This window comes from Curtobacterium sp. PhB142, from assembly GCF_004341255.1.
Classification (GTDB): domain Bacteria; phylum Actinomycetota; class Actinomycetes; order Actinomycetales; family Microbacteriaceae; genus Curtobacterium.
On the sequence record NZ_SLUT01000007.1, the window covers coordinates 150,260 to 163,576 of the forward strand.

15 protein-coding genes and 1 tRNA gene are annotated in these 13,317 nt (G+C 69.4%); 10 read left to right on the plus strand and 6 right to left on the minus strand.

The window, feature by feature from the left end; all coding sequences use genetic code 11:
• Positions 1-31 precede the first annotated feature (31 nt).
• The 5 genes from serS to EDF31_RS14935 all read left to right on the plus strand — a co-directional run bounded on the left by serS (position 32) and on the right by EDF31_RS14935 (position 3,432).
• Positions 32-1,294 carry a serine--tRNA ligase gene (serS, locus tag EDF31_RS14915; protein WP_131846682.1) on the plus strand — a complete coding sequence of 421 codons (1,263 nt, stop codon included), beginning with the start codon at positions 32-34 and terminating at the stop codon, positions 1,292-1,294.
• The gene (locus EDF31_RS14920) at positions 1,291-2,154 is read left to right on the plus strand and encodes an HAD-IIB family hydrolase (protein WP_123291842.1); all 864 of its coding nucleotides are present in this window, start codon (positions 1,291-1,293) and stop codon (positions 2,152-2,154) included. Before serS ends, EDF31_RS14920 begins: the two co-directional genes overlap by 4 nt.
• An 88-nt stretch (positions 2,155-2,242) precedes the next feature.
• Positions 2,243-2,330 (plus strand) — tRNA-Ser (locus tag EDF31_RS14925).
• On the plus strand, positions 2,330-2,872 hold the full coding sequence (locus EDF31_RS14930) for a GNAT family protein (protein ID WP_131846683.1): 543 nt from the start codon (positions 2,330-2,332) through the stop codon (positions 2,870-2,872). Before EDF31_RS14925 ends, EDF31_RS14930 begins: the two co-directional genes overlap by 1 nt.
• Positions 2,869-3,432, plus strand: coding sequence for a GrpB family protein (locus EDF31_RS14935; protein WP_131846684.1), 564 nt, complete (start codon positions 2,869-2,871; stop codon positions 3,430-3,432). Before EDF31_RS14930 ends, EDF31_RS14935 begins: the two co-directional genes overlap by 4 nt.
• Positions 3,433-3,474: 42 nt before the next feature.
• Here EDF31_RS14935 and EDF31_RS14940 read toward each other — a convergent pair whose 3' ends face one another.
• Positions 3,475-3,729, minus strand: a complete 255-nt coding sequence (locus EDF31_RS14940; protein WP_123938372.1) for a hypothetical protein — start codon at positions 3,727-3,729, stop codon at positions 3,475-3,477.
• A gap of 41 nt (positions 3,730-3,770) precedes the next feature.
• Positions 3,771-4,466, minus strand: coding sequence for an SDR family oxidoreductase (locus EDF31_RS14945; RefSeq protein WP_131846685.1), 696 nt, complete (start codon positions 4,464-4,466; stop codon positions 3,771-3,773).
• An 85-nt stretch (positions 4,467-4,551) separates the two neighbouring features.
• Here EDF31_RS14945 and EDF31_RS14950 point away from each other — a divergent pair, with 85 nt between their 5' ends.
• The gene (locus EDF31_RS14950; protein ID WP_131846686.1) at positions 4,552-5,007 is read left to right on the plus strand and encodes a helix-turn-helix domain-containing protein; all 456 of its coding nucleotides are present in this window, start codon (positions 4,552-4,554) and stop codon (positions 5,005-5,007) included.
• 57 nt (positions 5,008-5,064) lie between these two features.
• On the opposite strand, the gene EDF31_RS14955 is transcribed toward EDF31_RS14950, so the two are convergent.
• Positions 5,065-6,078 (minus strand): LacI family DNA-binding transcriptional regulator, encoded by a 1,014-nt coding sequence (locus EDF31_RS14955; protein ID WP_235035939.1) that lies wholly within the window; start codon positions 6,076-6,078, stop codon positions 5,065-5,067.
• Positions 6,079-6,152: 74 nt separating this feature from the next.
• Complete coding sequence (locus EDF31_RS14960) at positions 6,153-7,388, minus strand: Gfo/Idh/MocA family oxidoreductase (protein WP_111084773.1); 1,236 nt, start codon at positions 7,386-7,388, stop codon at positions 6,153-6,155.
• 197 nt (positions 7,389-7,585) lie between these two features.
• Between EDF31_RS14960 and EDF31_RS14965 the strand changes: the two genes are divergently transcribed.
• The 4 genes from EDF31_RS14965 (at position 7,586) to EDF31_RS14980 (ending at position 11,651) form a co-directional block, all read left to right on the plus strand.
• Positions 7,586-8,563, plus strand: a complete 978-nt coding sequence (locus EDF31_RS14965; RefSeq protein WP_228506149.1) for a sugar ABC transporter permease — start codon at positions 7,586-7,588, stop codon at positions 8,561-8,563.
• 15 nt (positions 8,564-8,578) lie between these two features.
• Entirely contained in the window at positions 8,579-9,520 is a 942-nt protein-coding gene (locus EDF31_RS14970) for a carbohydrate ABC transporter permease (protein ID WP_111084668.1), read from the plus strand.
• A gap of 27 nt (positions 9,521-9,547) precedes the next feature.
• Positions 9,548-10,921, plus strand: a complete 1,374-nt coding sequence (locus EDF31_RS14975; protein ID WP_123938368.1) for a sugar ABC transporter substrate-binding protein — start codon at positions 9,548-9,550, stop codon at positions 10,919-10,921.
• Positions 10,922-11,018: 97 nt separating this feature from the next.
• Positions 11,019-11,651, plus strand: a complete 633-nt coding sequence (locus EDF31_RS14980; RefSeq protein WP_131846687.1) for a ScbR family autoregulator-binding transcription factor — start codon at positions 11,019-11,021, stop codon at positions 11,649-11,651.
• Here the strand turns inward: EDF31_RS14980 and EDF31_RS14985 are convergent.
• Both EDF31_RS14985 and EDF31_RS14990 read right to left on the minus strand, forming a co-directional pair.
• Entirely contained in the window at positions 11,614-12,042 is a 429-nt protein-coding gene (locus tag EDF31_RS14985) for a BLUF domain-containing protein (RefSeq protein WP_123338593.1), read from the minus strand. The two genes, EDF31_RS14980 and EDF31_RS14985, sit on opposite strands and share 38 nt — an antisense overlap.
• Positions 12,043-12,104: 62 nt before the next feature.
• Positions 12,105-13,250 carry an AI-2E family transporter gene (locus EDF31_RS14990; RefSeq protein WP_131846688.1) on the minus strand — a complete coding sequence of 382 codons (1,146 nt, stop codon included), beginning with the start codon at positions 13,248-13,250 and terminating at the stop codon, positions 12,105-12,107.
• Positions 13,251-13,317 lie beyond the last annotated feature (67 nt).

The following is a 13,317-nucleotide window of genomic DNA, read 5'->3' on the forward strand; positions in this document are numbered from 1 at the left end:
CTCCCCATGTCGCCGCCTCTAGGATGGAGCGGTGATCGATCCCCAGCTGCTTCGTGACAACCCGGACGTCATCAAGGCCTCGCAGGAGTCCCGCCGCGCATCCGTCGCCGTGGTCGACGAGGCCGTCGCTGCCGACGCCGCCCGACGCAGCGCGATCACCGCGTTCGAGTCGCTCCGCGCCGAGCAGAACGCCTTCGGCAAGACCGTCGCCAAGGCCCCGAAGGACGAGAAGGCCGCGCTCGTGCAGCAGGCGCAGGCGCTCTCGGCCCAGGTGAAGGAAGCCCAGGCGACCGTCACCGCGGCCGAGGAGACCTTCAACTCGGTCGTGCGCGCCATCCCGAACGTCGTGCTGCCCGGCGTCCCGGCCGGTGGCGAAGAGGACTTCGTCACCCTCCGCACCGTCGGCACGAAGCCCGAGTTCGACTTCGTGCCGAAGGACCACGCCGACCTCGGCGAGCACCTCGGCATCATCGACATCCCGCGCGGCGTGAAGGTCTCCGGCTCGCGCTTCTACTTCCTGCGTGGCCTCGGCGCCCGGCTCGAGATCGCGCTCATGTCGCTCGGCCTCGACCGCGCCATCGCCGCCGGGTTCGAACCGCTCATCACCCCGACGCTCGTCCGCCCCGAGACGATGGCGGGCACCGGTTTCCTCGGCGAGCACGCGGCCGAGGTCTACCGGCTCGAGGCCGACGACCTGTACCTGACCGGCACGAGCGAGGTCGCACTCGCTGGCTTCCACGCCGACGAGATCCTCGACATCGAGAACACGGCGCACCGCTACGCCGGCTGGTCGACCTGCTACCGGCGCGAGGCCGGGTCGGCGGGCAAGGACAACCGCGGCATCCTGCGCGTGCACCAGTTCAACAAGCTCGAGATGTTCGCGTACGTCCACCCGGACCAGGCCGAGGCCGAGCACGAGAAGCTGGTGTCGTACCAGGAGCAGATGCTGCAGGACCTCGGACTGCACTACCGCGTGATCGACGTCGCCGCGGGTGACCTCGGCACGAGCGCGGCGAAGAAGTACGACATCGAGGCCTGGGTCCCGACGCAGGGCACGTTCCGCGAGCTCACCTCGACGTCGAACTGCACGACGTTCCAGGCCCGTCGCCTCGACATCCGGTACCGCACCGAGAGCGGCAAGACGGCCCCGGTCGCCACCCTGAACGGCACCCTCGCGACCACCCGCTGGATCGTCGCGATCCTCGAGACCCACCAGCAGGCCGACGGATCCGTCGTCGTGCCCGAGGTGCTGCGCCCCTACCTCGGTGGCGTCGAGGTGATCGAGCCCCGATGAGCACGCAGGGGCGGTTCGTGGACGGCGCCGCGCAGGGCGCGGGCGCCGGTGCTCCCGCCCGCACGAAGCGGTGGCTGGTCGCGCTCGACATCGACGGCACCACGATGCGCGAGGACGGCGTCATCACAGAGGCCGTGGTCGCCGCCGTGCGCGATGCCGAGGCCGCCGGGCACGAGGTCATGCTCTCCACGGGCCGCAGCGAGGGCATGACGGTTCCGCTGCTGGAGACCCTCGGCATCGAGCCGAAGTACCTCGTCTGCGCCAACGGTGCGCTGACCCTGGCCCGTCGTCCGGACGGGTCCTACGAGCGTGTCCACGTCGAGCACTTCGACCCGAGCGACGTCCTGCAGACCATCCGTGGCGCCCTGGAGAACGCGGCCTTCGGCGTCGAGGACGAGACCGGCCACTTCCGGTTGTCCGAGAACTTCCCCGCCGACACCATGACCAACGCCGGCGAGCTGGTGCCGTTCGAGCAGCTGCTCACGGTCGAGGCCACCCGCGTCGTCGTGATCTCGCCGGAGCACGGGCTCGAGGAGTTCCTGCAGATCGTCGAGGACATGGGGCTGCACAAGGTCTCGTACACGGTCGGGTGGACCGCGTGGCTCGACATCGCACCAGAGGGCGTGACGAAGGCCACCGCGATGGAACGCGTGCGCGAGTGGCTCGACATCCCGCGGTCGCGCGTCTTCGCCGCGGGCGACGGCCGCAACGACATCGACATGCTCCGGTGGGCTTCGACCTCCGGTCGCGGCGTCGTGATGGGCCAGGCGCCCGACGACGTCGTCGACGCCGGCAACGAACTCACCGGTGGCGTGTCCGACGACGGCCTGGCAGCGGCGCTCGACTCCCTGCCGCGCTGACCCCGGCATGCGCTGACGCGCACGGCGGACGGGAGGCCCGTTAGACTTCCCGGGACGCGGTCACGTCTCGCCACGTGGTCGCGTCACTGGAGGGTTGTCCGAGCGGCCGATGGAGCCTGTCTTGAAAACAGGTGGGCAGAGATGTCTCGTGGGTTCGAATCCCACACCCTCCGCCATGGACACCCGGTTGCGCCTGCTCCGCGTCGACGACGCGGCGACGCTCGCCGCCGTCATCACCGCGAGCGCCGAGCACCTACGCCCGTGGGAGCCGTCCCGGGCCCCGGCGTACTTCACCGAGCAGGGCCAGCACGACGTCATCGTGCAGTCGCTCGCCGCAGAGCGCGCCGGCACCGCGGTCCCGTTCGTGATCGAGTCGACCGACGGTGAACTCCTCGGGCGCATCACGCTGAGCGGCATCACCCGCGGAGCCCTGCAGTCGTGTGCCATGGGGTACTGGATCCGCGCTGACCGGCTGCGCCAGGGCCACGCCTCCCGCGCCGTCGCCGCCGCTGCCGTCCACGCGTTCGACGTCCTCCGACTCCACCGGGTGCAGGCCGAGACGCTTCCGGAGAACGTGGGGTCTCAGCGTACCCTCGAGTCCGCGGGGTTCAAGCGCTACGGGTTCGCGCCGGAGTACATCACGATCAACGGAGCCTGGCGCGACCACGTCATGTTCCAGCTCCTCGCACCCCCTCCCGCCACACGGCGCACTCGATGATCGAGGTCGTCGAGTACCAGCCGTCGTGGCCCGAGCGGTTCGCGGTGTTGCGGGACGCGTACGCCGCAGCCCTCGACGCCGCCCATGCGCCCTACCGCAGCATCGAGCACGTCGGCAGCATATCAGTGCCCGGTCTCGCGGCGAAGCCCGTGATCGACGTCGACATCGTCGTCGATGCCAGCGACGTCACGGCGGCGGTCGCAGCGCTGGCCGTGATCGGCTTCGAGCCACGGGGAGACCTCGGCGTCCCCGACCGGCAGGCCTTCCGGACTCCGGAGCACTTCGCCCCGAGCAACACCTACGTCGCCAAGGTCGGATCGCTCTCGCTCCGGAACCACCTCGCCGTCCGCGACGTGCTGCGCGCCGACCCGGCCCTGCGCGACGAATACGCCGCCGTGAAGCGATCAGCGGCCGCAGAGGCCGAGGACATCGACGACTACATCGAGCGGAAGAGCGACGTGCTCGGTCGTGTCCTCGCTGCGGCGGGCATCTCGGTCGAGGAGCGCGCCGCGATCACCGCCGTCAACCGCGACATGACCGGCCGAGGCGCCCGCGGTTGACGGTCCTGGTTCGGGAACCTCGCGGTTCCCGAACCAGGACCGTCAACCGGCCCGGTCCTCGACGTCGCCGTGTTCGCGCTCCCACTCGTCCTTCCGCGCCACCGCCTGGTCGAGCTGCTGGTTCCTGACGGCACGCTCCGCCGCGGTCTGACCGACGTAGCCAGCGACGGCGAGCAGCGCCGAGCCGACCCCGAGCAGGATCTTCAGCAGCTCGCCGTCCGACGTCGCCAGCAGCCAGAGCGCGAGCGCGCCGAAGCCGGTGATCGGGACTCGGAGGGCGGACGCCAGGAACTGCACGTCCTCCACCGTACGGCGTACGCCGCGCCCGCGACCGGACCTCAGGCGGTCGCGAGCGCCGGGTACAGCGCCGCCAGCGGCGCACTGAGCCCGGCGCGGACGTCACGGCTGACCTGGTCCGCCAGCACCTCGTGCTCGCCGGCCTCGACGGCGTCCCAGATGAGCCGGACGATGTCCGCCGGGTCGGACTTCTCGACGTCGAGCCCCGCGGTCATGCCGGTGTCGGTGTAGCCGAGGTGTGCGCCGACGACCTGGGTGCCCTGGGGTGCGAGCTCGAGGCGGAGCGAGTTCGTGATCGACCAGAACGCTGCCTTCGACGCCGAGTACGCGCCGGCCAGAGCGACCCAGCTCAGAGCCGAGTGCACGTCGATCAGTGCGCCGCCGCCGATCGAGGGGGCGAAGGCCTTGGCGACACGGAGCGCGCCGAAGACGTTCGTCGCGAAGATGCGCTCGACCTCCGCGACCGAGGTGTCGATGAGCGGGTCGGCGCCGGCGATCCCGGCGTTGTTCACGACGATCGTGGTGTCCGCGGCGGCACGGGCTGCGGCGTCGACGCTCTCCTGGCTGGTGACGTCGAGGGCGAGCGGCACGATGCGCTCGTCGTCCCAGGTGCGCGGGGTGCGGGCGGTCGCGTAGACCTTGGCGGCGCCGCGGTCCAGGGCCTGCTGGACGAACTCGGCGCCGAGGCCGCCGTTCGCTCCGGTGACGAGGACGATGGCGTTGGTGAGGTCGGTCATGAGGGGCTCCAGACGAGAGAAGTTGAGTACGGAAACCGAACCTAGCAGGTTGTGTCCGGAAGTCGAACCCAGCTAGGATGAACGCATGCTCGGCATCCTCGGCGGCGACGAGCGCTGCCCCATCGCACGGTCCCTCGACGTCCTCGGCGAGAAGTGGACGCTCATGATCGTGCGTGACGCCCTCGCCGGTTCCACGCGCTTCAGTCAGTTCCAGCAGAGCCTCGGTGTCCCGCGCGAAGTCCTGACCGCACGACTGGCCTCCCTCGTCGACGGGGGAGTGCTCGAGCGCACGACCTACAAGCCGGAGGGTGCCCGGGCGCGCGAGGAGTACGTCCTCACCGACGCCGGCCGCGATCTCTCGCTGGTGCTCCTGGCGCTCGGCGGCTGGGCGGATCGGTACCGCCCCACGGAGCTGACGTCCGACCTGCGCTTCGTCGACACCGATTCCGGCGAGCCGGTCGAAGCGGTCGCGGTGACGCAGGAGTCCCAGCAGCGTGTGCCGCTCCAGCGGCTCACCGCCGTCATGGACCCGGCCAACTGACGGACGGGAGGCCCGAGGCGGCCCCGCCCCGCGCCTCCAGGACGGTTTGGTGGTGCGTCAGCGACGCACGTCGCACCCGCAACTCGCGCCCAGGACCAACTCGGCGGGCACCAGATCGCGGTGCCACTGGTTGTCCGCGTCGAGCCCGAGCACACGGTCGACGGCGGCGGTGGCCATCGTCTCGATCGGCTGCCGGACCGTCGTGAGCTGCGGGTTCGTGTAGTCCGCCTCGGCACCGCCGTCGAACGACACGATCGCGACGTCCTCCGGTGCGCGCAGCCCGAGTTCCCACAGTGCCCGCAGTACACCGACGGCCTGCATGTCCGAGCTGACGAAGACGGCGCGGGGTCCCGTCCCGTCCGCGAACATGCGGAGGCCGGCCTCGTACCCGCCCCGTCGGGTGAAGTCGCAGCGCACGATCGGGCCGTCCGGCAGCCCGGCGTCGCGCAGGGCCCGCATCCAGCCCTGTTCGCGGAGTTCCATGGAGCCGGCGTGCCCCATGACGAGGCCGATCGATCCGTAGCCGTGCTCGACCAGGTGCTGGGTGCCGTCGTACGCGCCCCGCAGGGCGTCGACGCCGATGCTGGCGTACTCGGGCACCTCGAAGAAGGTGTTGAGCAGGACCATCGGGATGCCCGGGTCCGACACGGTGGACAGGTCCGGGTGGGTCATGATGCTCGTGACGATGATCCCGTCGACCTGGCGGGCGGACAGGCTGCGGAGCCGCTCGCGCTCCTGAGTGGCGTCGCCGTCGCTGTTGGCGAGCAGGACGTCGTAGCCGCGGGCTGCTGCGGCGTGGGTGACCTCCACGGCGAGCTCGGACCAGAAGGGGTTGTCGAGCTCGGGCACGATGAGCCCGAGCATCTTCGACGACCCGGTGCGCAGGGCCTGGGCGCTGGCGTTCGGGCGGTACCCGAGGACCCTGATCGCGTCACGGACCCGGGCGGCGGTGGCCGCCGCGACGGGGCGGGGGCCGTCGTGCACGACGTAGCTGACGACGGAGGTGCTCACGCCGGCGTACCGGGCGACGTCGGCGCGGGTGACCGCCCTCGGGGTCGTCGGGACGCTCACGGGTGCCACCTTCGTCGGCTCGGAAGTCGCGTTCGGGTGCCGGCCCGTGTAGACCGACACCCGAACACCACTTGCTATTCGCTGGCGATACTAGACGAGGGCGCCGCCGAGGTCGTCTCCGGGGCGTCCCCGAAGTCCGGCACCTCGAGGCGTGCGCCGCCCTGCAGGGCCGACTGGTGGGCGATGATGCCGGGCAGCGTGAAGCGTGCGGCGGTCCAGGCGTTCACCGGCGGCAGGGTCCGGTCGACGACGGCGCGGACGAAGTCGTCGGCCAGGAACTGGTGCGAGCCCTCGTGCCCGGTCGGCACGCCGGCGTACTCGGCGGGCAGGCGGTCGGTGTCGTGCACCTCGGCGTACCCGGACACGAACGCGTCGCGCAGCGAGGGGTCGACGCCGGCGAGACGCGGGTCGTCGAGGTCCATCGTCGCCTGCGTGTTGATCTTGTCGCTGATGTCGTGCGAGTCCTCCTTGTCCTGCCAGACGCTGGTCTTCGCGAGCTGCTCGAAGCTCGCCTCGGTGCCGAAGTAGCGGAAGCGGGACTCGCGGATGTGCGACGGGTAGCCGACACGGCGCATCTCGTTGATGCGCATGACGCCGCCGTTGTCGAGCTCGAACAGGGCGGTGGCGTTCGAGAAGTCGTTGTCGAACTGGCTGACGTCCTTGTCGAAGACGCCGTCGCCCCGGTCGTCCTTGACACCGATGCAGCTGACGCTGACCGCGTGTCCGGGGATGGCGCCGAGGACGCCGCCGACGGAGTGGGTCGGGTACAGCATGGGCGGGTAGCTGGCGGTGCGCTTCCAGTCCTCACCACCGCTGAACTGGTACGCGGCGTAGAACCCGAGGTCCATGTCGTGGACGTAGTCGCCCTCGGAGTAGAAGACCCGGCCGAAGGCGCCGTCGGCGACCTGCTTGCGGGCGAACACCGTCGCGGGGTTGTAGTAGCTCGTCTCGCCCATCATGTAGGTGAGCCCGGTCTCGCGGACGGCCTCGATGATGTCGCGGATCTCGTCGACCGAGATCGCCATCGGCACCGCCGAGTAGACGTGCTTGCCGGCGCGGAGCGCCTTGACGACGAGCGGACCGTGCGTCCAGCGCTGCGTGAAGATCGCGACGGCGTCGACGTCCGAGGCGAGCACGGCGTCGAAGTCGGCGAACGTGCCGTCGAGGTGCTGCGACTCGACGAGCTCCGACGCGCGGTCGTCGACGAGGTCGGTCACGAAGACGCGGTCGACGTCCGGGTGGAGCTTGAACAGCTTGGCGAACTGGGGGGCGAACTGGCCCGCGCCGACCATTCCGACAGAGATCATCAGTGACCTTTCCAGGGTGAGGGATGCGTCGCCGGGCAGGTCGCGCCGATGCGATCGACCGCCATCCTGACACGATTGTCTACACGTGACAACCCCGGATTCGGAGCGTGAAAAAGCCTCTTGCTACCCGGTGTCACCACGTGTAGATTCCCGGCTCACGGACTGCTGCACGTCAGTCCACCGCAGACGAAGGAGTCGCGATGGCCACCGAGAGCCCTGTGTCGTCACCCTTGACGACCGCCAGCACGAGACGGAGGAGTCGGGCAGCCGACCTCCCGCTCGCCCGTACCACCGTCCCACGCCGCCGCCGTCCCCGGAACGACCTGTGGCTCGCGCTGCTGTTCATCGCGCCGGCCGCGATCGGCTTCGTGGTGTTCCTCGCCTGGCCGACCGTGCGGGGCATCTACCTGAGCTTCACGTCCTACAACCTGCTCACCGAGCCGGAGTTCACCGGGCTGCAGAACTACGCGCGGCTCGTGCAGGACTCGATCTTCTGGCACTCGATGGTCGTCACGATCGAGTACGTGCTCATCAACATCGTCATCCAGACGGTCGTCGCCCTGTTCATCGCCGTGATGATGCACCGCCTGACGAAGTCGACCTTCGTGCGCGGCATCGTCCTGGCGCCCTACCTGGTGTCGAACGTCGTCGCGGCGCTCGTCTGGCTGTGGATCCTCGACACCCAGCTCGGCATCGGCAACGAGATGCTCGCGGCCCTCGGCCTGGACCGCATCCCGTTCCTGCAGAGCGACGTCTGGGGCATCCCGTCGATCGCGCTCATCAACGTGTGGCGGCACGTCGGCTACACGGCGCTCCTGATCTTCGCCGGTCTGCAGTCGCTGCCCGAGACGGTGTACGAAGCCGGCCGCATCGACGGTGCGAGCGAGTGGAAGATGTTCTGGCGCATCACGGTGCCGCTGCTCCGCCCGATCCTGTCGCTGGTGCTCATCATCACGGTGATCGGGTCGTTCCAGGTGTTCGACACCGTCGCCGTCACCACGCAGGGCGGCCCCGCGAACGCCACGAACGTCGTGCAGAACTACATCTACAACCTGGCGTTCGGCCGGTTCCAGTTCGGCTACGCGTCCGCGGTCTCGGTCGCGCTCCTCATCGTCCTCAGCATCATCACGATCATCCAGTACCGCCTCACCCGCTCGGGTGAGTCGGACCTGGACTGAACGGAGCGCCGCACCATGACCACGACCCTCACCCGTTCCGTCACCACGAAGCGTCCGCCCCGCCTGGGAGCCGGCCACCGTCGCCGTCCGTCGGTCGGCCGCGTCCTCGCCTGGGTCGCGATGATCATCGTCATCGTCGTCACCCTGTTCCCGTTCTACTGGATCCTGCGCACCGCCCTGTCGTCGAACGGTGCGATCAACTCCGACCCCACGTCCCTGCTGCCCGTCGGGTTCAGCCTGGGTGGGTTCGAGCGCGTCCTCGGCCTGCAGTCCACCGAAGAGGCGCTCGCCCAGGGTGGCTCCGGCGCTGCCCTGAACTTCTGGCGGTACCTGCTCAACTCGGTGATCGTGTCGACGCTCGTGACGGTCGGCCAGGTGTTCTTCTCGGCCGCTGCCGCGTACGCCTTCGCCCGACTGCGCTGGCCCGGACGCGACAAGGTCTTCGGGGTGTTCCTCGCGGGCCTGATGGTGCCCGCGATCTTCACGCTGCTGCCGAACTTCACGCTCATCAAGCAGCTCGGACTCGTCGACAACCTGCTCGGCATCGCGTTGCCGACGATGTTCATGACCCCGTTCGCGGTGTTCTTCCTGCGGCAGTTCTTCCTCGGCATCTCGAAGGAGGTCGAGGAGGCCGCGCTGATCGACGGCGCGGGCAAGGTCCGGGTGTTCTTCCGGCTCGTCATCCCGATGGCCGCCGCACCGATCGCGACGCTCGCCGTGCTGACGTACATCACGAGCTGGAACGACTACTTCTGGCCGCTCATGGTGTCGTACACGGACAGCTCGCGGGTGCTCACCGTCGCCCTCGGTGTCTTCAAGTCGCAGTCCCCGCAGTCCGGCACCGACTGGGCCGGGCTGATGTCCGCGACCCTCGTGGCGGCGCTCCCGATGATCGTGCTGTTCGGCGTCTTCGCCAAGCGGATCGTCAACTCCATCGGCTTCTCCGGGATCAAGTAGCCCCGGCTCGGACAGGACCACCACACCATGACGAACAACCTCTCCCGCCGCGCACTGTTCGCGGGCGGCGCTTCAGCCCTCGCCCTCGGTGCGCTCGCCGCCTGCTCGTCCCCGAGCCGGGGGACCGCGTCCAAGAGCGGCGCACGCACCGTGAGCTACTGGCTCTGGGACTCCAACCAGCTGCCCGCCTATCAGCAGGTCGCGAAGGCCTTCCACCGCGAGAACCCCGACATCACGGTGCAGATCACCCAGCTCGGTTGGGCGGACTACTGGACCAAGCTGACGGCCGGGTTCATCGCCGGCACCGCGCCGGACGTCTTCACCGACCACCTGACGAAGTTCCCGCAGTTCTCCGACCTCGACGTGCTCTACAAGCTCGACGAGCTCGACGCGACGAAGTCCATCAGCGACGACGACTACCAGTCCGGCCTCGCCGAGCTGTGGAAGGGCCAGGACGGCCACCGCTACGGCTCGCCGAAGGACTGGGACACCATCGGGATGTTCTACGACCGGAAGGCGATGCAGAAGGCCGGGGTCTCCGACGACGAGCTCGCCACGCTCGAGTGGAACCCCGACGACGGCGGCTCGTTCGAACGGATGCTCGCGCACCTGACCATCGACTCCAAGGGTCGGCGGGGTGACGAGCCCGGCTTCGACAAGGAGAACGTCGAGGTCTACGGCATCTCGTCGAACGGGTCTGGCGGCGACGGCTTCGGCCAGACGCAGTGGTCGCCCTTCACCGGGTCGACCGACTGGTTCTACACGAACGAGAACCCGTGGGGCGACAAGTTCCGCTACGACGAGAAGACCGTGCAGGACACCCTCGCCTGGTACTACCGCCTGGCAGACAAGGGCTACATGGCGAAGTACGGCGTCTTCTCGACGACGACCGGTCCGGACGTGCAGCTCGGCGCGGGCAAGTGCGCGCTGTCCTTCAACGGTTCGTGGATGATCGGCACGTACCTGAACATGAAGGACCTCGACATCGCCGTCGCCCCGACGCCGATCGGGCCGACGGGCAAGCGGGCGTCGATGTTCAACGGGCTCGGCGACTCGATCACGAAGCAGGCGAAGGACCCGGAGGCGGCGGCGAAGTGGGTCGCGTTCCTCGGCAGCGACACCGCCCAGGAGATCGTCGGCCGCGCGGGCGTGGTGTTCCCGGCCCGTCCCGCTGGCACCGAGGCGGCGGTCGCGTCGTTCCGGAAGCGCGGGCTGGACGTGTCGGCCTTCACTCGGCAGGTCGAGGAGAAGACCACCTTCCTGTTCCCCGTCACCCGCAACCCGGCGGACGTGCAGGCGCTGCTGCAGCCGGCCTTCGACAACGTCTACGCGAACGGCAAGCCGATCTCGACGTTGACCGGCATCAACGAGCAGGTCAACAACCTGCTGGCGCTCACCTGAGCGCGCGGGTCGCCTGACGCGGTCTGACGCGACCACCCCTCGGTCTGGAGGCACGGGGCACGCCCGCCCCGCGCCTCCAGACCGTCAGACTGGTCACGTGGAACGACGTGAGCAGATCCTGGTGGCCGCTGCGGAGGAGTTCGACCGCGTCGGCTTCGCCGCCGCGACGATCGCGGCCATCGCCCGCGGGGCGGGCGTCTCGCAGGGGGCGCTGCACTTCCACTTCCCGACCAAGCTGGCCCTCGCGCTCGGCGTGATCGACGAGCAGAACGTCCGGACCTTCGACGTCGTGAGCCACACCGAGCAGTCACCAGCAGCTGCACTGGTCGGCGCCTCGCGCGCCATCGCGGACCTGCTGCGGACCGACCCGATCGTGCGGGCGGGCATCCGGTTGTCACTCGAGCGCGGCGAGTTCCACGCGGCCACGGTCAGCTTCTACGAGCAGTGGATCGGCGGGATCGTCGACGTGTTCCGGCTGGCGATCGCGAGCGGCGAGCTCCGCACCGACCTGACCGCGGAACAGCTCGGTTCCACCGTCGTGCCGTACTTCACGGGCGTGCAACTGGTGTCCGACGTCCGCACCGGGCGGGCCGACCTGTTCCCCGCGGTCGCGACGATGTGGCGGGTGGTCCTGACGGCCACGGCGGACCCGGCACACCGCGACCGGCTGCTCGGGGTCGTCGACGACGCGTTCAGCGGTCGTGGAGTTCGCGGTCGCGGAACCACTTGAGCAGCCACGCGGCGCTCGTGCGGTCGAACGACCGCGGGAAGTCCGTCTCGCCGGACAGGAACGGACTGAATCCCGGCTCCGCCTGGACGTCCGCGTCGTCGAGCGAGCGGTAGGCCATCGACCAGCCGTCGAAGCGTCGCCGCTCGATGTCCTCGCGGATGAGCGACTTCACCTCGCCGTGCCGCGGATCACGGCTGATGGCGGCGAACCGGTCGTCGACGCTCCACGCGGGGCCCTCGAGCAACTGCATGAAGCGGCCACCCTTCACGACGAGCAGCCCGGAGACACCGAGCGCCTCGTTGCGGAGCCGTGAGCCGTCCAGCAGCGTCGCGAGGTCGCCGTCGTCGAAGGGGACGACGGCGCGACTCATGTAGACGATGGAGACGAGCACGGGTCCATCTTCGTGCGACGGCCCCGATTGCGCGAAACGGATGTCCGCAGAACGTTCTCGGCTCAGTCGGCGGGGAGTTCGTGGGCCGTGACGTCCTCGTTGCGCTTCTTGCGCCACGGACGCGCGGGGGTGTTCGGGCCGTCCCAGACCAGGATCGCGCCCCACGCGGCGGCCAGCAGCGGCACCGAGATGATGGCACCGGTGATGCCCGCCAGGACGGTGCCCGCGGTCAGGCCGATCAGGATGACGAGGCCGTGCAGCTTCAGGGTGCGTCCCATCAGCACCGGCTGGAGCAGGTTGCCCTCGAGCTGGTTCACGAGGATCACGATCCCGACGACGATGAGCGCCTGGACTGGACCGAGTGCGACGAGCGCGACCAGGGCGGCGAGGATGCCGGCTGCCGTCGCACCGACGATCGGGATGAAGGCCGTGATGAACACGACGACGGCCAGGGGGAGTGCCAGCGGGACGCCGACGATCGCGATGCCGACACCGATGCCGATGGCGTCGACAGCGGCGACCGTGGCGGTGCCGCGGACGTACCCGCCGAGGGTCGAGACCACCCGGTCGCCCACCCGACGTGCACGGTCGTAGCGCTCACCGGTGAACGGGCGGAGCAGGAACTCCCAGATGCTCGGGCCGTCCTTGAGGAAGAAGAACAGCACCACGATCATCAGCACGAGGCCGGTCAGGAAGTTCGCGGTGGCCGAGGCACCGGCCAGGGCGCCGGAGCCGAACTGCGCACTCGTGATGAAGTCGGTGACGGACGCCACGGCGTCGTCGACCTGCTTGTCCGAGATCGAGATCGGCAGGTTCTTCGCGAAGTCCTGCAACTGCTGGAACCCGTCGACGGCCGACTTCTGCAACTGCGACCACTGGTTCTCGACGGCGACGACGATGAGCCACCCGATGAGCCCGAGCACCGCGAGGACGCCGATGAGCACCGCGAGGGTCGCGAGGACCGACGGCACCTTGTGCTTGCGCAACCAGGACACGATCGGGTGCATGGCCGAAGCGATGATGAGCGCGAGGAGCACCGGGATGGTGACGACGCTCAGCACGCTGCCGGCGTAGACGACGCCGGCGATGACCACGACGACGATGATCACCTGCAGGCACCGCGTCGCCAGGCGGCCCGTCGAGTCGGACCACGCCGCCTGGATCTTCGAGGGAGAGGTCGGCTGGGGGCTGTCGCGGAAGAACGGCATGGGATCGACCGTACTTATCCGCGGGGCGGCGCGCCCGGACCCGCGCTCCGTGCCGCGTTCGTCGGGG

Excerpts from the sequence above, each read along its gene's own strand:
- EDF31_RS14950 (WP_131846686.1), top strand. The coding sequence starts at position 4,552 with ATGCTCGGCATCCTCGGCGGCGACGAGCGCTGCCCCATCGCACGGTCC.
- EDF31_RS14945 (WP_131846685.1), bottom strand. The coding sequence starts at position 4,466 with ATGACCGACCTCACCAACGCCATCGTCCTCGTCACCGGAGCGAACGGC.
- EDF31_RS14990 (WP_131846688.1), bottom strand. The coding sequence starts at position 13,250 with ATGCCGTTCTTCCGCGACAGCCCCCAGCCGACCTCTCCCTCGAAGATC.
- EDF31_RS14970 (WP_111084668.1), top strand. The coding sequence starts at position 8,579 with ATGACCACGACCCTCACCCGTTCCGTCACCACGAAGCGTCCGCCCCGC.
- EDF31_RS14935 (WP_131846684.1), top strand. The coding sequence starts at position 2,869 with ATGATCGAGGTCGTCGAGTACCAGCCGTCGTGGCCCGAGCGGTTCGCG.
- EDF31_RS14930 (WP_131846683.1), top strand. The coding sequence starts at position 2,330 with ATGGACACCCGGTTGCGCCTGCTCCGCGTCGACGACGCGGCGACGCTC.
- EDF31_RS14920 (WP_123291842.1), top strand. The coding sequence starts at position 1,291 with ATGAGCACGCAGGGGCGGTTCGTGGACGGCGCCGCGCAGGGCGCGGGC.
- EDF31_RS14965 (WP_228506149.1), top strand. The coding sequence starts at position 7,586 with ATGGCCACCGAGAGCCCTGTGTCGTCACCCTTGACGACCGCCAGCACG.
- EDF31_RS14975 (WP_123938368.1), top strand. The coding sequence starts at position 9,548 with ATGACGAACAACCTCTCCCGCCGCGCACTGTTCGCGGGCGGCGCTTCA.